The organism is Sporosarcina ureae (assembly GCF_002101375.1).
Lineage (GTDB): Bacteria > Bacillota > Bacilli > Bacillales_A > Planococcaceae > Sporosarcina > Sporosarcina ureae_B.
The window spans coordinates 1,041,903-1,063,485 of record NZ_CP015207.1; the positions used below are offsets into that span (position 1 = coordinate 1,041,903).

The window sequence follows — 21,583 nt, forward strand, 5'->3', positions numbered from 1 at the left end:
ATTTGTGTGGGTACCGGGCACCTTAAAACACAAAAAACTCCGCCAGTTTGCATAAACCTGCGGAGTCTTTTTTAGAGTATTTGGATGCATAGTTTTGTACACAACTATCTGTGAAATCAGTCCCCTACGATATCTAAACACCACGTGAAATTTTCCCACGCCGAATACCAGCCGGTGAAAAGTTCGTGCGAATCATCCCAACGAACTTCAAATTTCTTTTGACCGTCAACCTCTACTAAATACAGCGCCAATGTAGAATCTTCCTTAGCGACCGCCAACTTCATGCCGTTTTGAAGTTCTTCTTCAGTGAATGGCACATCAGACACCGATCGCAACTGTGCTTGCTCGAATACTTGCTTATTACTAATTCTATATTTCATAAAGACCCTCCACTAAAACATTTATTCATATGCACACTCGTACCTCTACAGTATTTTATAAGAGTACAGAAGTATATTTTATACGTATTTACTCGTGAAATCAAATACAAAAGGTACCAGGTCCACACACAATTCCAGAACAATTCAGAATCGTTTCTGATTTGTGCTGGGACCTGGCACCTAATCGATTCTTGAACAAACTTTACTAATATGTTGAGATATTATCTCAGACGACTTTCTTAATTTATTAAGGAGTGACGTCTATTTTTAAATCCTAATTTCAAAATCTTTTAGAAATCAGGATTTGCTTTTAATTACATACAGGAGGTACTTATGCTTAAGTTTGAAAACGTTACCAAAGTGTACGAAGGTGGATTTCAAGCCGTGAAATCTGTCAACTTCGAGATTGCTGAAGGTGAATTACTAGTTCTGATAGGACCTAGTGGTTCAGGTAAGTCTACTACAATGAAAATGATTAACCGGATTATTCCACACACCAGTGGGAAAATTTCTATCAACGGCAAAGATATCAAATCTTACAACGCCGCTGAACTCCGCAGAAATATTGGTTATGTCATTCAACAAATCGGTCTTTTTCCTCATTATACGATTGAAAAGAATATTTCTATTGTACCCCAACTCAAAAATTGGGATGAAAAAGAAATTAAAACACGTGTAATAGAATTACTTGAATTAGTCGGGCTTGATCCCGAAATATATGCTACACGTTATCCGAAAGAATTATCAGGTGGACAACAACAACGTGTCGGCATTGCGAGAGCGCTTGCAGCGGATCCGGATGTTATTTTAATGGATGAACCATTCAGTGCGCTTGATCCCATTACACGTGAACAGCTGCAAGAAGAATTACTTAAGCTACACAAAAAGTTAAAGAAGACCATTGTCTTTGTTACACACGACATGGACGAAGCGTTAAAGATGGGCGATCGTATTGCTATTATGAAAGACGGCAATTTACTTCAGTTAGACACTCCAGAGAAATTACTACACGAACCCGCTCACGGCTTTGTAGAAGAATTTATGGGTAAGCATCGAATTATCCAAAACCCTGAACTGATGCCTGTTACGGAAATAATGGCAGAGAAGGTTGTCACTACCCGTTCCAACATTTCTCCAGAACGAGCCATTTCGCTTATACGTCAACGAAAAATAACAGATCTTCTCGTCTTAGATGATCATAAGAAGCTACTCGGGATTGTTTCTGCTTACGATTTAATTAAAAATGTAGATGGCATTAAAACCATTGATGAAGTGATGAAGCCAGCCGTACCTTTTTTAGTGGATACGGCAACAGCGAAAGATGCCATTATCATGATGGATACCTCACCGTTCGGCATGATTCCAATTGTCGATGAACATCATACACTGGTAGGACTCGTCAACCGTGGCTCCTTACTCTCTGCGATGTCTAGTCAATGGACAGATAAGGGGGCCGATCTACATGAATGATTTAAATATATGGCAACAACTGGTGGAACAAACCAAATTGCGATGGCCGGAAGTGCTCGAAGCAACGTCCATCCATATTCAACTCGTATTCTTCTCGATGATCCTCGCGGTGCTCATTGCTGTAACGCTCGGGATTCTCATTACGCGCGTACCAAAACTTAAAACTGGAGTCCTTGGCGCGGCAGGCATCATGCAAACCATCCCTAGTTTAGCTGTACTGGGTTTTATGATTCCTATCTTCGGAATTGGCGTGAAAACCGCAATTGCTGCGTTATTCCTTTACTCTTTACTGCCTATTATGCGAAACACATACACGGGAATTAAAGACGTGGATCCAGCTACAATCGAAGCCGCGAGAGGTATGGGTATGACGAGCATGCAAATTTTGTTTAAAGTAGAATTGCCTCTTGCAATCCCTATTATTATGGCCGGAATTCGAACAGCTGCGGTCATTAACGTCGGTAACGCGACACTGGCAGCATTCATCGGAGCAGGTGGGCTCGGCGACTTCATTTTCCTCGGAATTACACGTGGAATTGACGGATTGATTTTACTTGGAGCCATTCCAGCGGCGATCCTTGCGATTGCCCTTGAAACGTTCTTTAGCGCCGTTGAACGTTGGACGACGCCGGAAGGATTGAAATGATGTTAAAAAACAAACTTACACTATCGCTTGTCACAATCTTACTGGCCAGCCTACTTTCAGGCTGTATATTCAATGAAAAAGATTCACTTAGACTCGGTTCCCGGAATAATACCGAAAGTATTATTTTGTCTCACGTAATGGGACAATTAATTGAGGATAGATTAGGTATAGATATTCTCTACAAAGAAAACCTGGGTGGCTCGTCGGTCGTTTGGAACGCCATGACAAATGACCATATCGATGTCATCCCTGACTATACGGGAACTATTGTGGTGACGTATTACCACGAAGAACCCGGGACAGCTGAAGAAACATTAGCAACGACCAAACGACTTGTCGCGGGTGACCATATCACCGCACTCGGTACGTTCGGATTCAATAATACGTATACACTAGCATTGGATGAGGCGAAAGCTGAAGAGCTCGGCCTTGTGACGTTTAGTGATTTCGCTAAAGTTTCGAAAGACTTTACATTGGGCGCAGTGTTCGAATTTATTGACCGGCCAGATGGATTACCTGGTTTCCAAACGGAATATGACATTGCGTTTAAAGATGTCAAAGGAATGGACCACGGCATGATGTATCGCGCGATTGGTGCAAATGAAGTAGATGTTATTAACTCCTACACGACAGATGGACAGCTGGCGATTGCGAATCTACGCGTGTTAGAAGATGACAAATCGTACTTCCCTCCCTACCACGCACTGCCGTTAGTACGGGATGAAACACTCAAAGAATACCCAGAACTTAAAGAAATTCTCGGCCTTCTCGAAGGTAAAATCGATGAAGAGACCATGCAAGTCATGAATGGAAAAGTCGATAATGACGGTATTATGGTTGAACTCGTCGCCAAGGAATTTTTGGTGGATAGTGGGTTAATTGAAGAGAAGTAAATGGAAACAGCGCATTTCTTGTGTGTAAACAAGAAATGCGCTGTTTTTTCGTAGACGGTACCAGGTCCGCACACAACTTCAACACAATTCAGAATAGTTTATGAATTGTGTCGGGACCTGGTACCCGTTTCAAAATAGAACCATATGTAGTGCTTCCTTTACTGATATACTAAAGGTAACGATTGTTAAGAATATACTACCTATTAGTACAAGTGAGGGATGATAGTGAGAAAAGCTTGGAAGTTAGCAGACTTTAGAAAATTGAGTGGTATGGAGATTCCACTATATATCTTGATGTTTTTTGCCGTCCCAATAAGCTTGACCTTTCATAGCAAATTACCGATTTTATTTATTTTCTATATGGTATTCGCGATCGTCTTATTTTTAGCCATATGGTATCGCAAACATAAAAAGGAAAGAACTTATCCAAAATATTACGGAATTTCACTCTCGTTCTTTCTAACAGTCTCCATTGCCGCTTTTTATTCTTTACTTACTCCGAATTTAAACGCAGCAGGATATGGCTACGTGATAGGCTTCTTTGCTTATCTGGCAGCGGTATATATTTTACTGATTTATTTATTTAACTTCATTTACTTCCTTGTACTTAAGCGAGTGTTTCCTTCAGAAAAGGAAAACAATGAGGATGAAGTAGAGGAATTGAGCTTGAAAGAAATCTCAAAAACTATGGACTTGGATAGACAAAAGCAGTATTTGAATATCACCATTGTGAACAGTTTATTATCTGTCATACTCATAGCATATTTCACTTTATTTGGTATGAAGAAGTGGAAGTCCAAAGTAGAATTTGAAGAATCTCAGGCATTAAAAAGTTTATTTGCTTGGCTAGAAAACCAGGATTCCATCACCTTATTTAATGGAGTCAGCTTATTATCAATAGTCATCACGATCTATGCACTAACATTTTCTGCTCAAATTAAAATTTTCGATGAAGCTAAGAAAAAGTATACTGAGGAGTATTAGTTTTAAAGGTACCAGGTCCGCACACAAATCCAGATCAATTCAGAATTGTTTCCGGTTTGCGTTGGACCTAGCACCTCAGTTAAGATTCACACCAAATACAGACACAGTCAGTCGATTTGAAATAAATTCGACGTCTTGCCACGTCAATAGATTTTCAACATATCCTAATGTATCTGAATTAGTTGGCCCAATAATACGTTGCATGGCTAATAAATCAAAATAATTATTAGTGTTTGTTGTATTAATTGGAAATAAGGCTCCTATCCCAAGAACTCCGCCTTGAACTGGATTTTTTAATATCCCATTACCATTATAAAACTGGGATAAATACTCAATGCCCCTGTTGCCTATGTCTATGATGAATAAAACGTTAAGCTGTGAACTTTCCACACGCACTTTATAAAAATCCTCATAATGTGCTTCGAATTCATACTTTTCATCGTAATGATCACTGTTGAACAATTCCTGTAACCTGTCATTTCTAAAGGAATAGATATAAAACATACGATATCCCCCACTGCCGCCCATGTCCATACTTACCATAATGTCAAGGACACCATCTTTGTTAAAATCCCCAAGAAACAAGCGCGCATTATAGCCCGCATTATTTTTCAGATGGACGGTTGTACTTTTAGTTGACCGTCCATCATGAATCACAATCGTAATGTTATCAGCATAAATACCTGGTGGCCCATCGAACTGACCATACAAATAAACGGTGTCCAAAATACCATCCCCGTTGACATCTCCCATTTTCATATCCAACAATGTACGTTTGCCGTTAACTTCAATCTCTCCTATTCAAATGTAATCGTTGTTCATTGTATAATATGCCGATACAGTCTAGTTGATTTCCTTCTAATGAATAAGTAACCAATTCCATAACACAGAAAAAATATTCCAATGTTAAGAAAACCAAAAGAGAATTTCCACTATTCCGAATAGGCATTTTCAAAAATAATATTTCCACTTACATAGTTGTGTGGGGACTTGGTACTTACTTTAAATTAAACAGGTCCCGAAACAATCAGAAATTGTTTCGGGACCTCGTATACTCACTTAGTTTTTTTCACACGTTTCACCAATCCATATAGCTCTTTCCCCGAACCGTCCACTCGTTGAATCAGTCCAATATCTTTCGCGTAGTATTCGAATACTGTTTTACAAAAGGTACCAGGTACACGCACAATTCCGACACAATTCTGAATAGTTTCCAAACTGTGTCAGGACCTGATACCCGCTTCAATCAGCCGGCCCTATTTCCATGGCATATGCACCATAGAAAAAGCTGTCCCTAACTTCTAAAGCTGTCACACTGTATCGAACTTCTTCTCCATTCGCAAAGCGGATTGTCGCGATATAGTCGCCTGGCTTTTCAAGCATAATATACGTAAAATTGTATTCATTTCTTTCAATTTTTACGTTGTCAGAGATTTTCTCGCCATCTACTTTGGCGAGAGCTATATTTTCCACCGTTTTATATTTCGTATTGAGCGCTACCTCTGTTGGCAGTGAATCATCCGTCTTTTCTAACGTCAAACGTAGATCGCTGCCCTCTTTTTTCACATGAACATAATACTTCTGATACTTCCATTCATTTCCCGCTCTTCCCGCAATGACAAATCCACCTTTTCCTTCCTTGATCGGAATTAGTTGAACTTGATCTTGCATGCCATCTTTCTTCCCTTTCACTGCTCGGAATACGCCCGGATTGACTTCTTCAGAGAGAATCGATTCGATGGTATCCCATCCTAAATCGCCCACTTCCACTGTCACGGCATTCTTCATCATTACTTGCTCTGTCGCCGCAAGCATTTTCGCGGCTTGCCCTCTTGTAATCGATGCGTTCGGGCTGAAAGTTGTTGGAGATGTACCCGAAGTAATGCCGAGCTGGTAAATCACAAGTACGTCATTTGTAATGCCGACTTCCCCTTTGAACGGGTTTTTTACATCCACACTACGTGGTAAATCAAATGCTTTCACAAGAATCGCAGCCATATTTTTACGCTTAATCGGCTCATTCGGTTTGAAACTGCCGTCCGGATAACCACCGATCAATCCTTCTTCCGCCATTTTCACAATCGCTTTATAAAAACCATGAGACGCGGGTACATCTTTGAATTTCTGTCCTTTTACATCCGATGTATCCAGACCTCTCATCTTGGCAATAATCGCCGCTGCTTGTCCTCGCGTAATCGAATTCCCCGGCTTGAACGTGCCGTCTGGATAGCCACCTATGATGTTACGCTCAGCCAACTCATTCACTGCATCCGCAAAATGCTTTGACGGCGGCACATCCTTGAACGGCTGGCTACTTTCTGCGTGTGCTGCGGATAATGGTAGGCTGCACGCCAGTAGTAGCGCACACAACCCGCCTAATAATTTCTTTTTCATCGTCTGATCTCCCCTGTCTTTTAATGTTTTTATGTATTTGTTCGCGGTATAGACGTAGATTAGTGTATATAGTTTCATTTTATTTTCGAGAAATAAAAAAACGATAGAGCAACTGTTTTTCACAGTTTTTCTATCGTTTGGTTTGTAAGTATCAGATTAGGATTATTTCAAAGTCCATCACGATCTATGTTAGGAATAGTATGATGATCTTCTATTACCCGTATCTCATATTTCCCCCAGTCCCCAAGATCCCCTTTGGACGCGAGCTCTCCGTGCCGGATCAGTTCCTTTACACGGTATTCAATCCACGTATCACCCGTGTACTGTTCTAGTTCTCCATATACTTGTCCAATGAGACGCAGTACGTTGTAATATTCACCGGGATACTCCGATTGTAGCTGACGTGCACATTCCATGATGAACGAGTCGTGGCGATCTTCATCCGAGCTCCACAGTTCGTCGTATTGCCAAGTTCGTAAGTAAGACCCATCATACATGAGTGATTTGCCTTCCTGTTCAATTGCTATGCGGCGGGCTGGATTCCATTTCCATGGTTCGTAGTGCGCGTACAGTTCGAGCAGCTGTTCAGGCGACAGTTCACTAGAACGTAGGATGTGAATTTCTTCGCTATGCTTTGTGGTTCTGTACAGAGATTCGAATGCTTTGGTCGTGTTGAGTTCGCTGATTTCATTTGGCCGACCACTCAGGAGGTAAGTGGCAAATCGCAGGCCAGTTTTTTCTGCTGCGTTATTACCTGCCCAGAGGATGATTGGTAAGTGTGGAGGAATGCGTTTGATATCCTGTACCGCACAACGGAATTCGTTCTCTTGTTCTTGGATGTCACCACGAAGATGTTCTTGAAGCCAACAGAATCGATTCTTGATTCCCTCATCTGTATGGAGTGATTCAACTGGACCGATTGATAGGATGTCGGGTAGTGATATGATTTGCTCGGTTGACTTTAAGGGCTCTTTGCGGAATGCATGTCGTAGAGCTCCCGCAAACGCACGATCAAAGACGATGTGGACGGTTTGTGGGCGAATTTCATCCACAGAGAGCAGCGACCTTGTTATTTGCCCAAGCGCCGTATCGTCCAATCGCTCCGCTTGAATGAACAGCTGCTCGACAATTGTTTTTGCTTGTTGCGGAGTGAATGGTTTTCTTGGTTGGTAATTTTCATTCATTTGCATTGTACTCCTTTTTATAAAAGGTACCAGGTCCGCACACAACTTAAACACAATTCAGAATAGTTTCCGAATTGTGTCGAGACCTGGTACTCGTTTCAAAACTGATGATTTCCTGAAATAAGAAGCGTGGAATTCGAAGAGAATATGAATACAGGTACCTACGCTTGAAACTCTCATGATGGTTTAAACATTCATGGGTGTTTCTTGCATAGGTACCTGCTTTTTGATCTGTTCGAGGAGCGATAGTTAGCCTATCCCTTAAGCATAATTAATCAGTTGAGCAATGAATAAGAATACAATGGCAAGCCCATACCATATTAAAAGGAGAGGCCAAATGAATTTCACCCATTTGCTCCACTGGATACCGACAATTGCTAAAGCTGCCATAAAGTATCCTGACGTCGGGTAGAAGATGTTGGAGAAACCATCTCCGAATAAGAATGCAAGGACTGCCGTTTGTCTAGATACACCTGACAAGTCTGCAAGCCCAGACATAATGGGCATAGTAACCATCGCTTGTCCACTTCCCGATGGAATCAGGAAGTTCAGTAACGCTTGGACGACTAACATAATCGTGGCGGTAACACTACTTGGCATTGCTGCTACTAGATTCCCAGCTGCATATGTGATCGTATCCATAATATTTCCATCATTTAGCACAACTGCGACTCCACGTGCAACACCAACGACTAACGCTCCTAAAAGGATATTTTTAAAACCCTCTATAAATGATTCCGAAATTTGAGATACTCCGAGACCTGCAACCAGACCCACAACGATCCCGGTCATAATATATAAACCAGATAGTTCCCGGAAATACCAGCCGTGTTCGAACAAGCCCCAGAGTAAAACGCCAAATGCAATCAACACAATAACAGAAGCAAGTTTTTGCCTGGTTGTTGCTTTCAGCTCATCTGTAACTAGCATTGCTTCACTCTGAGTTACATCAGAAGCATCATATGTAATACTTAACTCGGGATTACTTCGCACTTTCTTAGCGTAGCGAACGACGAATAATATACCAACTAAAAGTATAGTAGCAAGAATAACAACTCGATAACCCATTCCAGAATATAACGGCAGTTGAGAAACCGTCTGGGAAACACCTAAGTTTGGAGGAGATGTAAGTCCGATAGTAAATCCGGAGATTGTGGCTACAAGTACTGTTCCTGCTGCTGTAACCTTATCAAAACCCAATTTAAGCATAAGTGGTAAAATAGCAGGCAAGTAAATTAAGGACAATTCCACTTGACCCGTAAATGTAGTAATAATGGCAAAAGGGATCATCAAAATCGGAATCACCCATAGTCCTCTAGTTGAAAACATATTTGCTAATTTCCCAACGCCGATACTAATAATTCCAGTTCGTTCAATGACTGCGAACATACCGCCAATCATTAACACTCCAAAAATAATTTCTGCTGTCTCAATCAACCCAGTTGGAATGGCAAACATAAAGTCAAATAGTCCAACCGGTGTTCTTTCAACCAATTCGAAAGTGTCGGGATTAATAACCTCCCTACCGTCTTCCATCGTCACACGCTCGTATTCACCCGCAGGTACGATATAACTTGCAAGGGAAGCTAAGATAATAATCATAAATAGGACAACGAAAATATGGGGCATGGAGAATTTCTTCTTTTCACTTTTCACTTCATTTTCTTTCACTAAAACGTATCTCCTTTTTACCATTCAAACGACTCATCACACGTGTTTTTTGGAGTCTAGAACTTTGATGTTATTTTTCTTGTTACCTATCTCCTTCCTATTCATTCGCAGTAAACAGGAGTTTCAAGAATGAAAAGATTCCATCAATTACGGCAAACGAATACGTTCTATACTATATAGTTTGTTCGTATTAATCAAGACCTCCTTCACCAAAGGTACCAGGTCAGCATACTTATTCAAGTACAGGAAACACTACTGACTAGAGAAGAGGTGATATAAACTGAAACGGTTCTGGCTTATTTCTTTTATTGCTTGTATAGGAATACTTTACTTGGTTCTTTTCACCAATCATTTTGGAACAAACCCGAATCGAGTAAGCACTGCCTCCGCAACTAAAAATGACAATGACAGACTGACGACAGAATTAGAATCATTCAGCAAGGCGCATCATATCCCCGCGGTGGATGCAAAGGTCGACAGAGTCTGGAAAGCCATCCCCGGTTACAATGGACTGGAAGTGGATCTGAAAGCCAGTTACAAAAAAATGAAAGCGACTGGCAAATTGGATGAAGCAAAAATCGTGTACAAAGAAACTTCCCCCTCTATTCATTTGAAAGATCTAGGCCCACACCCCATTTTCAAAGGAAATCCCGATAAACCGATGGTGTCTTTTTTAATTAATGTTGCCTGGGGTAATGAATATATTCCTGAAATTTTGGATGTACTGAAGAAGCATAACATCCAAGCCTCCTTCTTCTTCGACGGTAGCTGGGTGAGTAAAAATCCCGATTTAGCTAAAATGATTCACAATGAGGGGCATGAAATTGGGAACCATGCTTACAGCCATCCCGATTTACAGCAGAAATCAGAAGCTGAAACAATGGAAGAACTGAAAAAAACAAATGATGTCATCATGAAAACACTCGGGATCACATCGCCCAAGTGGTTCGGCCCGCCCAGCGGCAGTTTTAATCAGCAAACGGTTGAAACCGCAAGCCAGCTAGGAATGCATACAGTTTTATGGACGGTTGATACAGTCGACTGGAAAAAGCCGGCGACCAATGAAATGGTCAATAGGGTCGTATCTCAAGTGGAGAACGGCTCGATGGTTTTAATGCACCCGACTAAACCTGTAGCTGAAGGAATGGAAGATATGATTACACAAATCACAGAGAAAGGTTTTCGTCTGGGGACCGTCAGTGAACTGATGAATGAAAAACGTGTGAACGGCACAGCATGGGATGATGAATGAGGTGTCTATGCAAAACAAAAAACTCTCCTGACCGTAACCGGTTCGGAGAGTTTTTTACAAACGGTACCAGGTCCCCACACAACTCTAGTTCAATTCAGAATTGTTTCCGAATTGTGTGGGGACCTGGTACCTAAAGAATACGTTTCGCAATCTGTCTTAATTCTAAAAATGCATCTACCAAATGATTGGTTAACTTCTGCGCATGATCTGCTTCATCAGCATTGGAGGAAATATTAATAGAAATCGTTTGATCCAATAAAATATAAGCGAGTCCAAAACCGCCTTCAACGACTGGGCCGAATATCCGATACTTTACATTGTCATAAGCCATACCACTCGTCGAAATAAAATCATGACGCATTGTCAAATAGCCAGCGTCGGTAAAAAGTGCAGGAGTATCCGTCATACCGATGTCTCCACCGTGCAACTTATACATTTGCTCCAAGCCATACATATGTCTTTCAACACCGAATCCTTTACGACACGTTATGATTCGATTTGTATGAGCCGCGCTCGCCTTTTGCATTAAGGCATACAACACTTCATTACTTTCTGCACCGCTTTCTAGCGCTTTCACCAAGTTCAGCTTCTCCATACTGGTCGCTCTCGCACATTCTGTTCTTCCCTCATAAAATGCACGGACTGAAACGGGTTCATAAACGCTTCTACATACGCCAAACGTTCTGTACTGTGCAATTTGTAAGGCCATATGAAAAAAAGCGTCCGGACTAATATTCATGTTTTTGATTTCATCTGAACCAAAGCTGTTGAAAGTTCTCGTTTTAATAGAAAACGCTTTTTTGGCTCTCGCATTTTCTTTTTCGAATTTCATTAACGACTTCTCAATTTCCGCAGATAATTCCCATTGTTGTTTTTCCATTAAAGTGGGTTCAGTTGTATATATTGTTTCAGGCTCTTCACTTTCCAGGCCTTCATTTACATAGCTGATGACAGCAAATATCGTCGTACCATCAACCGAAGAATGCTCGATGCTATAACCCAACTCACCTTTTTTAGTGAGGATTACTTGGATGGTTTTATCAAAGTATTTGTTCGTTCCATTTAACATTAAGTTCTCAATCGCTTCTTCCGAATTACTACTTTCCTCATCCATAGACAAGACAATTAGCGAATCCGCTATCGTTTGTAGAATATCCGCATTCACTTTAGATACGGTGAGTTGATCATATATCTTCGCAGCTTCGTCTCTTTTGGCAGTTGTAAAAATTCCTACGTTGTTGCCTTCACTTTGCTCTTCTTGAAAGGATCTTTCAATAGCATTTGCGATTTCACTGCTTTGATACATTTCTCCTTTACTATTGGTTACGTTCACTTTATAAACATTTCTTTTATATAAAATAATGACATGGTTATTTCTTTTCTCGAATGCCGCTAGCCTAAATTCATCTCTTTCGACTCGTGGAATGCGAATGGACTTAAAAAACTTCTTATATTGACTCATATCCTGGGGCACGCCATTTTGTATGACTGGCGCTACTTCGCCATCAATTATTAAATGATATAATTCCGTGACTAAACGGCTTACCCTTCCGGCAAGTTCGGCACGCGTATATCGATTTTCATGCTTTTTATTATCTAATAAAATATTGAAATGCATCCCCGTAGGCAAAGGGTCGCGGAAATTTAAATACATATCATCCCATAAAGGCTTGAGCCAACTACCTTCTATTTTGACATCCCATTCGCACAATTTCTTTTGAAGTTTTTCTGCGTCTCCACCCGCTTTGAAGAAATGATTAACAGCCTTCGTAGTTTCTTTAAGTTGTTCATCGTTTAAAAGAGGTTCAACCCATTCAAGCAGTTTCTCCTTTGTACTCGTTAACGGCGGTATTGGCAAAGATGGTAATTCATTTTCGTAAGCAAATGTCTTTTTTATAATAATTAGTCCCTTCATGATTCATTTCTAAGCGATTATCATTTTTCACGCTAAAAAGAAGATCGGATTTCCAATCTTCTTTTCGAGCAATTTATTTGTTGTTGTTTTGGCATTCAATAAAATCGTTTGACCGAAATCGAATTTCAATCGCGATATGTACTGATAATAATTGTAAACAGTTGGTTTAACAAAATCAAACATTATAACATTTTTACGTTCATGATAACAATAAAGGTACCTGTGCATGAAACTTTCATGATGGTTTAAATGACCATGTTTGTTTCTCACACAAGCACCTTATTTCCGTTGCTTTTAGTCCTCTTTACCTGTAAACCAGTTCCGTCCCCACTTTTCAATTTCTTCCCAAAACTCTTTTTTCTTCTCTTTCTTTTCTCTTTCTTCTTTTGTCTTTTTCTTCTGCTTCTTCAGCTCTTTTATTTCTTTATCAATTAACGACAAATCAAATTTCTTCGCAGTCAATTCGCTGGATGATTTTGAAACAACTTGCGCAAAAATGGGCGGTGCGGTAACGCTACTGGTGGAGGTTAAATAATGGTCGGCATCTGTTTGATCATATCCGAGCCAGACCGCACCGGCAATATCCGGTGTATAGCCAACGAACCAATGATCCTTTGAACCGTCCACTCCTTCAAACGGGAGCTGTGTGGTGCCGGTCTTCCCCGCCACGTCCACACCAGAAATTTGTGCTCTTTTGGCAGTCCCTTGCTCTACAGCCCCTTGCAGCATATAGGTCATTTGCTGGGCAACTTCCGGATCTGTCACCTGTACAGACTCACCCCGCCACTTCCCGAGCACTTTTCCTTCTGAATCTTTAATTTCTGTGATCGCATGCGCTTCCTCCATCACTCCATCATTCGCAAACGCAGAAAACGCTTGAGCCAGCCGCAAAGGAGAAGTGCCTTTGGCCATTCCTCCCAAGGCTAATCCAAGTGTACGATCATTTTTTTCTAATGGAATGCCAAACCGTTCAACAGCACGGATTCCATTTTTGATGCCGATCTGATCCAATAGCCAAACGGGAGGGATATTATACGATTGTGCGAGTGCATCGTACATAGTCACGTGCCCCCTATATTTCTGATCAAAGTTTTTCGGAGAGTAGCCATTCATATCGATAGGTTCATCCACAAGCAAATCCGACATATGGTACCCTTTCTCAAGTGCCGGAGTATAGACGGCAAGCGGCTTTAACGCAGATCCAGGCTGCCGTATGAGGTCAGTCGCATTATTGAAGCGTTCTTGCGTATACTCTCCTCTCCCACCGACTAACGCTAGGATCCCGCCTGTTTTAGGGTTAAGGAAAACAGAGGCGCTCTGCAAAAGTTGATCTGGGGTACTCTTCGGAAAAAATCTATCATCCGCATACACTTCTTCCAGCGCATTCTGGACTACCGGATTGATTTCTGTCGTAATATGCAAACCGCCCGACAGCACTTCATTTCTCGTCAAATGGTACGTATTGACCGCCTCGTCCACTACACGGTCGATATAATACGGATATTTCCCTTTATAATCTGGCACTGTCGAATCAGCCAGTTCTACTTTCTGTCCTATCGCTTCATCGTATTCTTCCTGACTACTATATTGTTCACGCAGCATCAACGACAACACCAGATTGCGCCGTTTTATCGACTTTTCCATATTTTTCGTAGGCGATAAATACGAAGGTGCTTTAATGATGCCTGCTATTGTCGCAGATTCGCTTAACGTCAAATCACTGACATCTTTACCGAAATAGGTCTGCGCCGCACGTTGAACGCCCCACGCCCCGTCGCCGAAATAGATTTGGTTGAGGTAACGTTCCATGATCTCATCTTTCGAATACACCCGTTCAATCTTCTTTGCGAGGATCAGTTCTTTAAATTTACGCGAGTACGTACGCTCCTGCGTCAAAAATGCATTTTTCGCAAGTTGCTGCGTAATCGTACTGCCCCCTGCCACGATTTTGCCTTTGAACGCGTTCTCGAGTAAGGCGCGTCCCATCCTCAAATAATTAATACCGTGATGTTTGTAGAATCGTTGATCTTCCACGGAGACGACGGCTTCGATCAACGGCTTCGGAATCTGGTCGATCGATACACCTTCAATATTCGAGTTCGAAACCTTACTGATGATTTCTCCGTTCGGATCGTAAATAACCGTCGATCTAGGTGCGGGCCCTTCAAGTTTACTTACATCGCTGAACGTTATGAAGACATTCAGTACGAGTAGTGTGCAAAGAACGGCAAGCAGTACACTGATGGATACGAAACGGATGATCTTTTTCTTCAGACTCATTTTCTTTATTGGCGTTTTTTTACGCTGTTGTTCTTTATATTCGGATCTTTTCATATAGGTTTCACCTGCTTTATGCTGCGGATTTTTATTGGTAGTATACAACATAGTATAGACGATGGAGGTGTTTGAAAGTTGCGGATTTTGTCTTTTGGGGGATTTTGGCACGAGTGTATGTAAAAAAGATAGTACTCAGAAGTTGGTCTTTTTGATAATATCTTAATAAAAATACCTGTGCACGAAACTTTCATGATGGTTTACACATTCACGTTTGTTTCGCGCACAGGTACCTTATTTAATAATTAAGTTCATAAATTTGTGAAGCAGAAACCTGAATCAGACCATTCAAATCACGGACTTTTATTTCCATGCCAGTGATCATACCTGATACCCCGTCCCCCACTTCACCCGTAAAATAAACGGGATTTTCAAACTTCACTTCAACTGTGCCGACTTTCTTTGCTGTAACATGAAATACATTCGTTCCGGGATCTCTTGTAATTTTTGCAATATGTTCCGCATTATTCGTGACAACAGTGTGCTTCCCGATATTTCGTGCCGCTACCTTATCATAATATCCATTCTTTTCAAACAGCTCTTCCACGTTGAATGTATAAGACGGCCGCTCTCTCAGCACATCCATGTCGTAATGAAAATAAGCATGCTCCGGCTCTTTCACATGAATCGCATAGCGGATTTCTTCACCGCTCCCCAATTGAGCAACGGCATAATAGTTGCCCGGCTGGCGAATCGTTATACAAGTCTTTTGATCTTCTTTGCACATATGGAGAGCTGCGTCGTCCTCTAGCAAATCACCAGTTACTGAATACAGTCTGACTTTCTTGATTTTCTCAGCTTTAGACAATTCCAGCGGTGCCTCTGTCGGCAAGTAATCATCTGTTTGCTCAATCGATAGTTTCAGTCCGTCCGCTGTTTTTTTTACATGTACATAATATTTCCGGTAGATCTCCTCATCTTCATTCATCGGCGAGTCCCCGTTATATCCGCTGACATTCAGTGTCGCAGTTCCTTCTTTCAGTGCTATAAGTTGCAGTCTACCCGGTCCATACGCTGTGTCGCGAGCGACAATCGACTCGTACACGTCCTGATCCTCTTTCCAAATCACTGAATATATTCCGTCCATCCCAAGCTCTTCCGGTTTTAATGAAACCATCGCAGGTTTTTCATCTTCTGTTGCTTTCATCATTTTGGCTGCTTGCCCTCTCGTCACCGGCTGATTCACACCAAAACGGTCGGGCGCAATGCCGCCCACAATTCCAAACTGGTGAAGTATCAAAATGCTGGCACTGTGAGACTGGTTGCCCGCCACGTCTTTAAACGGATTTTTCATTCCGTAGAAATCATAACGCGGCAAATCGAAAGCTTTTACAAGAATAGAAGCGAGCTGTCCCCGTTTCACTGGATCATTCGGACCAAACCGGCCATCTTCATAACCGCCCATAACATTTGCCTGCGCCAGTGCGGCAATTGACTGATAAGAACCGTTTGTTTTTGCCACATCCTTGAAATGCGGATCTTTCACGTTTGAAGTGTCTATGCCTGTCAGTTTCACAATAATTGCAGCAGCCTGTCCGCGTGTCACTGGATTGCCGGGCTTAAATGTTCCATCTGGATAGCCACCAATGACATGCCGTTCCGCCAGTTCATTCACCGCCTGCGTAAAATGCTTGCTCGCCGGCACATCAGAAAATATTTGTTCTCCAGCGGCATAGCCAGCAAATGGAGAACTGCACGCCAGCACCAATGCGCCAAACATCGTTATAATTTTCTTCTTCACATTTGTTAACCTCCCCATCATGGATCTGTTTGTCGATTCATCGTACAGACGGAGATGTCTGGAAAAAGTTTCAATCTTTTTGGAGATTTCTTTTTAAAAAACTTATCATTGGGGTTTTGTTTACCTATGCATTAGTAAAAGGTACCTGCGCGTGAAACTTTTATGAATGGTTAAAAATTCATATTTGTTTCTTGCACAGGTACCTTATTTTAAACAGAACGTCTATTTACATTTTTGAATAGATGTCCTTCATTTTATTTTCGAATTCGATATACTTCGTTTCATACTCGTCAAGATGTTCGCCGCTTGTCCCTAATTTCTCAACTAATTCTGCTGCGGCCGTCTTTAGTTCTTCGAAATCTTCAGTCATGCCGAGTTCTTCAATTTCTTCGTGGAAATATCCGATATACGTAATTGTCGATTCAGCAAGAAATTGTTCAGCATGTGCAAATTTCTCGCGATAGTCAGATCCTTCTTTCATGTCATTTATAGAGCTTTCAACGAAACTTTTCACGCTTGAAAATTCAGAGAAAAATGCTTCTTCCAAGTCGTCGGTTTCTTCATTGAATTCGTTGACCATTGGTGGACGTTCCATTACTTCGACTTTTGACTCATTGTCTTGTGCCGGCTCGACTTTTTGCACTGGTGAATCGACTTGCTTCGTTTTTTCGTCATCCGTTCCGCAACTCGCTAACAATAGCCCAAGGATAACAAACGATACCAATGCACTATTCATCTTTTTCAATTCAAACTCCCCTTCCATTTTTACTTTATCCTAACATATTGCTTGAAATTTAAAATACCTGCGCATGAAACTTTCATGAATGGTTAAACATTCACGTTTGTTTCTCACACAAGTACCTTATTTTAATAGAATCCTGTATTCCGAATTTATTGAAGGAACGGTGCCATTAATACTTTCCCTGTTCCGCGGTAGACATTTACCAATCCTTCGCCTGAAGCCGCCGAACCCATAAGTGTTTTTCCAGAGCGCTCGACAGTAAATTCTAAACCGCCTGACCAAGCAATCGCCATATTTCCATCGATTTTCAACTCATCATTTTCTAACTCGATTTCTATAAGTTCCTCTCTCGATACGGAAGATTCCAGTGCAATCGTTCCTTGTCCTGTAAGTCCAAGATTGAAAAGACCTTCCCCACCGAGTGCAGCAGATGAAAGATTTGAGCGCATTACGGCCTTATGTTTTAATCCTGAATCACAAGCTAAAAAGAGTCCGTCTTCAATGACGAGTGACTGATCCCACTCGTCAACATCCAGTAGCAAAATATGCTTGAACGTGGGTTCTAAAACAAGTGTACCGGTTCCCGTGTATTCAGGTTTAACAAACGGTACCAGGTCCCCACACAATTTGGAAACTATTCTGAATTCAACCAGAGTTGTGTGAGGACCTGGCACTCGCTTTCTTCCAATCAAAAAAGAGCTTCCTGATCCAATTCGATCAGAAAGCTCCTCTATTTACTTGATTCAACTAATACCTACTTTACGTAATAAACAGATAAACGGTTTACTCTTTGAACAACAATGCTTTACTAGTCGGATAAGTTGGGAACTGATTCATCGGAATCGTCCAATCTTGCTCCGGTACAGTAAATTCGTATTTATTCACTAACTGGTCAGAAAAGACGCGCATGCTGTGAAGAGTAATCCATTCGCCCGCACAACGGTGCATTTCTCTGAACTTCCCGCCACCTTGTGCAATCATTTCATATTGCTCTTTATAAGAAATATCTTTCGCTTTCCCTACATATCGCCTACTGTCAAACTGTTCTGGAGAAGCGATAGTTCGCTCATCATGGTTACTTCCGTAAAGATCTAGCACTACCCAGCTATCTTTCGGAATCAAGTACCCATCCACTTCTACATCCTTCACAGTAATCGCAGGTAGCATAGGGAAAAATGGATAGTAACGACGCATTTCTTGAATGAAAGAATCTTGTAAGTTGTCAAAATCAGCTTTTAACTCTTCAAAAACATCTTTCTTAGCGAAAAGTGCGTGCCCCATCAATGCCACCCAGACGGTTAATGCTACAGTTGGGCGGATGATATTTAACAACTCAACTGCTGCTACCTCCACCGGTAACAACTCTCCGTCAAGTTGGGTCGCATTGGCAAAAGCATATAAAGCCAAATGTTCTTTTCCTGGAACGGGGTGCTTTCTTGCTTCTTCTATGAGATCCTGAGCCCATTTTTCGGACTCCTTACGATCCGCTATTCCTTTTACGTGATCAACAGGCGAAGTAACCGCGCCACTAATCATGGAAATTTGGTTTCGTGCAAGTTTTTCTACCAGTTTTGCATCAAACTTTTCCAAGTTAATACCAGCCCATTCCGAGATGGTAGTAAACAACACTCTATTCGCGAGGTCAAACAACTCAAATTCACCGTGCTGTTTATCTAACTCCTTTGACACATTTTCCGCTAACAACTCATGGTACGCTTCCATTCTATCGGGCGTCATCAAATCCATGAAATAGTTCTTGCGGTGATGATGCTCTTCTCCATCTAACGTCTGGACACCGTCTTCACCAAACAAAGTTTTCAACACCGGTTTAGGCATAGCTCCAGTTCGTTTAAAATACTTCGGATTATAAAATGTACGAGCAGCTTCTTCCCCGTAAATGACCGTTATGTCCTTCGTTAAAAAATTAGCTTTTACAACGGGTGCCCCAACGTCTTCGCGCAGCTCACCTAAAAGATGATATCCTGAATTCATCAGTTCCTTCACATCGGTTAATTTAACTTTTGTTTCGGGTACTTGTTTCATTCATTCTCACTCCTGTTATATTTTCATATATCATGCAGTACATTCATGCGTTACTGTTCTATTACCTCATATGTACTCTAATAAACATTATAGGAATATATTATGTATGCACAGGAACAAAAGGTACCAGGTCCACGCACAACTCTAGTTCAATTCAGAATTGTTTCTAATTTGTATCAGGACCTGGTACCCACACAAAAAGCCATGCAACGAATAAAATATATTCGCTGCATGGCTATAGTAGTTTCTATTAGTTCGTATGCTTTTCTTTGTTTTTAAGAATATGACCCATAAAGTTCAACATCGTCATAGCGGCCACCCGAGTCGTGGCGCCAGTAGGATCATATTGAGGAGCAACTTCAACTAGGTCGAAACAAACGGCATCTCCCCCTATTCAAGACTTTATTGAATCACTCTTCAATTTTCTAAAGAGATTCTTGTTCGTAAGTGATGGATTATTGGAAATGCGCCAACTATTATTGCGGTTCGGCCTGGTAGCTACCATTTTAAAAATCAACAAGTCCCGAAACAATCAAGAATTGTTCCGGGACCTCGTATATTCACTTATTTTTTTTCACACGTTTCACCAATCCATATAGCTCTTTCCCCGAACTATCCACTCGTTGAATCAGTCCAATATCTTTCGCGTAGTATTCGAATACTGTTTTATTATCCCATGGCATATAATTCTCAATTACTAGCACGTCACGGTACTCTATTTTACGAACAGTCTTCACAGCACTCGTGTCTGTAATCCAAATATTCCCGTAGCTAACCGGCCCGATATCGTTTGCACTGTGGATCTGAGTAACAACAAAAGGAGACGGAATGTATTGATCATAGTGGAACCAATCATCGTAAGCTTCTGCGTAAGACCAGGAGTTTTGCATATAGCCTAGACGAGGAATTGATTCATGTTTCGTTTCATTGTGTATACGCCAATAAGCCAAGCCATTTTCTTCTTTTCTATCATATTCATAGCGATAATTACTAGAGCCGTCTGTGTAGTAATACGTATAATTCGGATCGGGCATAATATTCATCGCTCTCGTTGTAAGTGCGCGGGCTAGAAATGCCGAGAAATGCGAACGTGTAATGAGCTGTTTCGGTTTGAATGTACCGTCTGGATATCCAGTGGCGATATTGTTGGACGACACTCTCAAAATATCTGTGTGAAACTCAGAATGAGGAGGGACGTCACTGTACCGCGGACTTTCTGCTCCCTTTTTATGCACCTTCAAATTAAATGCTTTACTCATCAACCTTGCCATAAATGCGCGAGAAATACTGGATTCGGGTTTGAAGTTCACCGCATTTGAAAACAGTCCCGCATTATACGCAGCCGCTATTTCATTGTAATAGGGATGGGATTTGGGTACGTCCTTATAGTTAGGATCCCGCAAATTCGTCATTGGAAGATCCAATGCCTGAACAAGCATTGCAGCAATATGCTTCTTTGCTATTGGCTCATTCGGCTTAAATTTCCCGTCCGGATACCCGCTTATAATTCCGCGGTCTGCCAAGTAATTGACTTCCACGTACAGCGACGACGTATTCTTATTCATGTCTTTAAAACTTGCAGCTTGTACATTCTGCATCGTTCCTGTTACAGCCATTAGAAACATCACACACACCACAATCCACTTTTTCAACAATAGATGCCCCCCATAAATTCATTTTTTGCACACCCTATATATGTATGATTGGCGCAAGGTACATATGCATAATAAAAGAGAACTATTTAATAAACTTTGTTTACTCAATGCCGAACTGGACACGGAGCCCCACTTGAGTTCCGTGTCTTGATACAATTTCAATTTAATGACAATATAGTACTTGAAGTAACACCTGAATTTTTCTGAGTTGTGTTGGAATCTGTTACCTCATCTAACGAATAAGAGCTCCCAACAGTCAATCTGTCGGGAGCTCGTAGA

20 protein-coding genes are annotated in these 21,583 nt (G+C 41.3%); 6 read left to right on the forward strand and 14 right to left on the reverse strand.

Features of this window, described 5'->3' with window-relative positions; translation table 11 throughout:
• Nucleotides 1-116 precede the first annotated feature (116 nt).
• Nucleotides 117-380 (reverse strand): hypothetical protein, encoded by a 264-nt coding sequence (locus tag SporoP8_RS05155; RefSeq protein WP_085131531.1) that lies wholly within the window; start codon nucleotides 378-380, stop codon nucleotides 117-119.
• A 333-nt stretch (nucleotides 381-713) separates the two neighbouring features.
• Between SporoP8_RS05155 and SporoP8_RS05160 the strand changes: the two genes are divergently transcribed.
• The 4 genes from SporoP8_RS05160 to SporoP8_RS05175 all read left to right on the forward strand — a co-directional run bounded on the left by SporoP8_RS05160 (nucleotide 714) and on the right by SporoP8_RS05175 (nucleotide 4,373).
• A complete protein-coding gene (locus SporoP8_RS05160; RefSeq protein ID WP_085131532.1) occupies nucleotides 714-1,850 on the forward strand; it encodes a betaine/proline/choline family ABC transporter ATP-binding protein in 1,137 nt (378 codons plus the stop codon).
• On the forward strand, nucleotides 1,843-2,496 hold the full coding sequence (locus SporoP8_RS05165) for an ABC transporter permease (RefSeq protein ID WP_085131533.1): 654 nt from the start codon (nucleotides 1,843-1,845) through the stop codon (nucleotides 2,494-2,496). Before SporoP8_RS05160 ends, SporoP8_RS05165 begins: the two co-directional genes overlap by 8 nt.
• Nucleotides 2,493-3,389: a glycine betaine ABC transporter substrate-binding protein gene (locus tag SporoP8_RS05170; RefSeq protein ID WP_232319210.1), complete on the forward strand. Its 897-nt coding sequence runs from the start codon at nucleotides 2,493-2,495 to the stop codon at nucleotides 3,387-3,389. The genes SporoP8_RS05165 and SporoP8_RS05170 overlap by 4 nt, the downstream gene beginning before the upstream one ends.
• Nucleotides 3,390-3,614: 225 nt before the next feature.
• On the forward strand, nucleotides 3,615-4,373 hold the full coding sequence (locus tag SporoP8_RS05175) for a hypothetical protein (protein WP_085131534.1): 759 nt from the start codon (nucleotides 3,615-3,617) through the stop codon (nucleotides 4,371-4,373).
• A gap of 75 nt (nucleotides 4,374-4,448) precedes the next feature.
• Here SporoP8_RS05175 and SporoP8_RS05180 read toward each other — a convergent pair whose 3' ends face one another.
• The 4 genes from SporoP8_RS05180 to SporoP8_RS05195 form a co-directional block, all read right to left on the reverse strand.
• A complete protein-coding gene (locus SporoP8_RS05180) occupies nucleotides 4,449-5,126 on the reverse strand; it encodes an FG-GAP repeat domain-containing protein (protein WP_232319211.1) in 678 nt (225 codons plus the stop codon).
• A gap of 489 nt (nucleotides 5,127-5,615) precedes the next feature.
• Nucleotides 5,616-6,767, reverse strand: coding sequence for an S-layer homology domain-containing protein (locus SporoP8_RS05185; protein WP_198166073.1), 1,152 nt, complete (start codon nucleotides 6,765-6,767; stop codon nucleotides 5,616-5,618).
• 167 nt (nucleotides 6,768-6,934) lie between these two features.
• Nucleotides 6,935-7,951: a DUF1835 domain-containing protein gene (locus SporoP8_RS05190; RefSeq protein ID WP_198166074.1), complete on the reverse strand. Its 1,017-nt coding sequence runs from the start codon at nucleotides 7,949-7,951 to the stop codon at nucleotides 6,935-6,937.
• Between the two features lie 261 nt (nucleotides 7,952-8,212).
• Complete coding sequence (locus tag SporoP8_RS05195; RefSeq protein ID WP_232319212.1) at nucleotides 8,213-9,622, reverse strand: YfcC family protein; 1,410 nt, start codon at nucleotides 9,620-9,622, stop codon at nucleotides 8,213-8,215.
• Between the two features lie 331 nt (nucleotides 9,623-9,953).
• On the opposite strand from SporoP8_RS05195, the gene SporoP8_RS05200 reads away from it, so the two are divergent.
• Nucleotides 9,954-10,874 (forward strand): polysaccharide deacetylase family protein, encoded by a 921-nt coding sequence (locus SporoP8_RS05200; RefSeq protein ID WP_232319213.1) that lies wholly within the window; start codon nucleotides 9,954-9,956, stop codon nucleotides 10,872-10,874.
• A 130-nt stretch (nucleotides 10,875-11,004) separates the two neighbouring features.
• Here the strand turns inward: SporoP8_RS05200 and SporoP8_RS05205 are convergent, their stop codons facing one another.
• The 8 genes from SporoP8_RS05205 to SporoP8_RS16485 form a co-directional block, all read right to left on the reverse strand.
• Entirely contained in the window at nucleotides 11,005-12,789 is a 1,785-nt protein-coding gene (locus SporoP8_RS05205; RefSeq protein WP_085131540.1) for a choline/carnitine O-acyltransferase, read from the reverse strand.
• A gap of 27 nt (nucleotides 12,790-12,816) precedes the next feature.
• Nucleotides 12,817-13,059 carry a hypothetical protein gene (locus SporoP8_RS16480; RefSeq protein WP_157111224.1) on the reverse strand — a complete coding sequence of 81 codons (243 nt, stop codon included), beginning with the start codon at nucleotides 13,057-13,059 and terminating at the stop codon, nucleotides 12,817-12,819.
• Nucleotides 13,060-13,083: 24 nt separating this feature from the next.
• Complete coding sequence (locus SporoP8_RS05210; protein ID WP_085131541.1) at nucleotides 13,084-15,123, reverse strand: transglycosylase domain-containing protein; 2,040 nt, start codon at nucleotides 15,121-15,123, stop codon at nucleotides 13,084-13,086.
• A 238-nt stretch (nucleotides 15,124-15,361) separates the two neighbouring features.
• The gene (locus SporoP8_RS05215) at nucleotides 15,362-16,864 is read right to left on the reverse strand and encodes an S-layer homology domain-containing protein (protein ID WP_198166075.1); all 1,503 of its coding nucleotides are present in this window, start codon (nucleotides 16,862-16,864) and stop codon (nucleotides 15,362-15,364) included.
• 226 nt (nucleotides 16,865-17,090) lie between these two features.
• Nucleotides 17,091-17,609, reverse strand: a complete 519-nt coding sequence (locus SporoP8_RS05220; protein ID WP_157111225.1) for a hypothetical protein — start codon at nucleotides 17,607-17,609, stop codon at nucleotides 17,091-17,093.
• 146 nt (nucleotides 17,610-17,755) lie between these two features.
• Entirely contained in the window at nucleotides 17,756-18,298 is a 543-nt protein-coding gene (locus SporoP8_RS05225; protein WP_232319214.1) for an AIM24 family protein, read from the reverse strand.
• A gap of 91 nt (nucleotides 18,299-18,389) precedes the next feature.
• Nucleotides 18,390-19,649, reverse strand: coding sequence for a cytochrome P450 (locus SporoP8_RS05230; protein ID WP_085131545.1), 1,260 nt, complete (start codon nucleotides 19,647-19,649; stop codon nucleotides 18,390-18,392).
• Between the two features lie 250 nt (nucleotides 19,650-19,899).
• Complete coding sequence (locus SporoP8_RS16485; RefSeq protein WP_232319247.1) at nucleotides 19,900-20,043, reverse strand: arginase family protein; 144 nt, start codon at nucleotides 20,041-20,043, stop codon at nucleotides 19,900-19,902.
• A 70-nt stretch (nucleotides 20,044-20,113) separates the two neighbouring features.
• On the opposite strand from SporoP8_RS16485, the gene SporoP8_RS16965 reads away from it, so the two are divergent.
• The gene (locus SporoP8_RS16965; protein WP_198166076.1) at nucleotides 20,114-20,248 is read left to right on the forward strand and encodes an LAGLIDADG family homing endonuclease; all 135 of its coding nucleotides are present in this window, start codon (nucleotides 20,114-20,116) and stop codon (nucleotides 20,246-20,248) included.
• On the opposite strand, the gene SporoP8_RS05235 is transcribed toward SporoP8_RS16965, so the two are convergent.
• The gene (locus tag SporoP8_RS05235) at nucleotides 20,210-21,301 is read right to left on the reverse strand and encodes an S-layer homology domain-containing protein (RefSeq protein WP_157111226.1); all 1,092 of its coding nucleotides are present in this window, start codon (nucleotides 21,299-21,301) and stop codon (nucleotides 20,210-20,212) included. The two genes, SporoP8_RS16965 and SporoP8_RS05235, sit on opposite strands and share 39 nt — an antisense overlap.
• Between the last annotated feature and the right edge of the window lie 282 nt (nucleotides 21,302-21,583).

Coding starts and splice junctions, on each gene's coding strand:
- SporoP8_RS05185 (WP_198166073.1), bottom strand. CDS start 6,767: ATGAAAAAGAAATTATTAGGCGGGTTGTGTGCGCTACTACTGGCGTGC.
- SporoP8_RS16965 (WP_198166076.1), top strand. CDS start 20,114: ATGCGCCAACTATTATTGCGGTTCGGCCTGGTAGCTACCATTTTAAAA.
- SporoP8_RS05180 (WP_232319211.1), bottom strand. CDS start 5,126: ATGGGAGATGTCAACGGGGATGGTATTTTGGACACCGTTTATTTGTAT.
- SporoP8_RS05155 (WP_085131531.1), bottom strand. CDS start 380: ATGAAATATAGAATTAGTAATAAGCAAGTATTCGAGCAAGCACAGTTG.
- SporoP8_RS05205 (WP_085131540.1), bottom strand. CDS start 12,789: ATGAAGGGACTAATTATTATAAAAAAGACATTTGCTTACGAAAATGAA.
- SporoP8_RS05210 (WP_085131541.1), bottom strand. CDS start 15,123: ATGAAAAGATCCGAATATAAAGAACAACAGCGTAAAAAAACGCCAATA.
- SporoP8_RS05165 (WP_085131533.1), top strand. CDS start 1,843: ATGAATGATTTAAATATATGGCAACAACTGGTGGAACAAACCAAATTG.
- SporoP8_RS05230 (WP_085131545.1), bottom strand. CDS start 19,649: ATGAAACAAGTACCCGAAACAAAAGTTAAATTAACCGATGTGAAGGAA.
- SporoP8_RS05160 (WP_085131532.1), top strand. CDS start 714: ATGCTTAAGTTTGAAAACGTTACCAAAGTGTACGAAGGTGGATTTCAA.
- SporoP8_RS05190 (WP_198166074.1), bottom strand. CDS start 7,951: ATGAATGAAAATTACCAACCAAGAAAACCATTCACTCCGCAACAAGCA.
- SporoP8_RS05170 (WP_232319210.1), top strand. CDS start 2,493: ATGATGTTAAAAAACAAACTTACACTATCGCTTGTCACAATCTTACTG.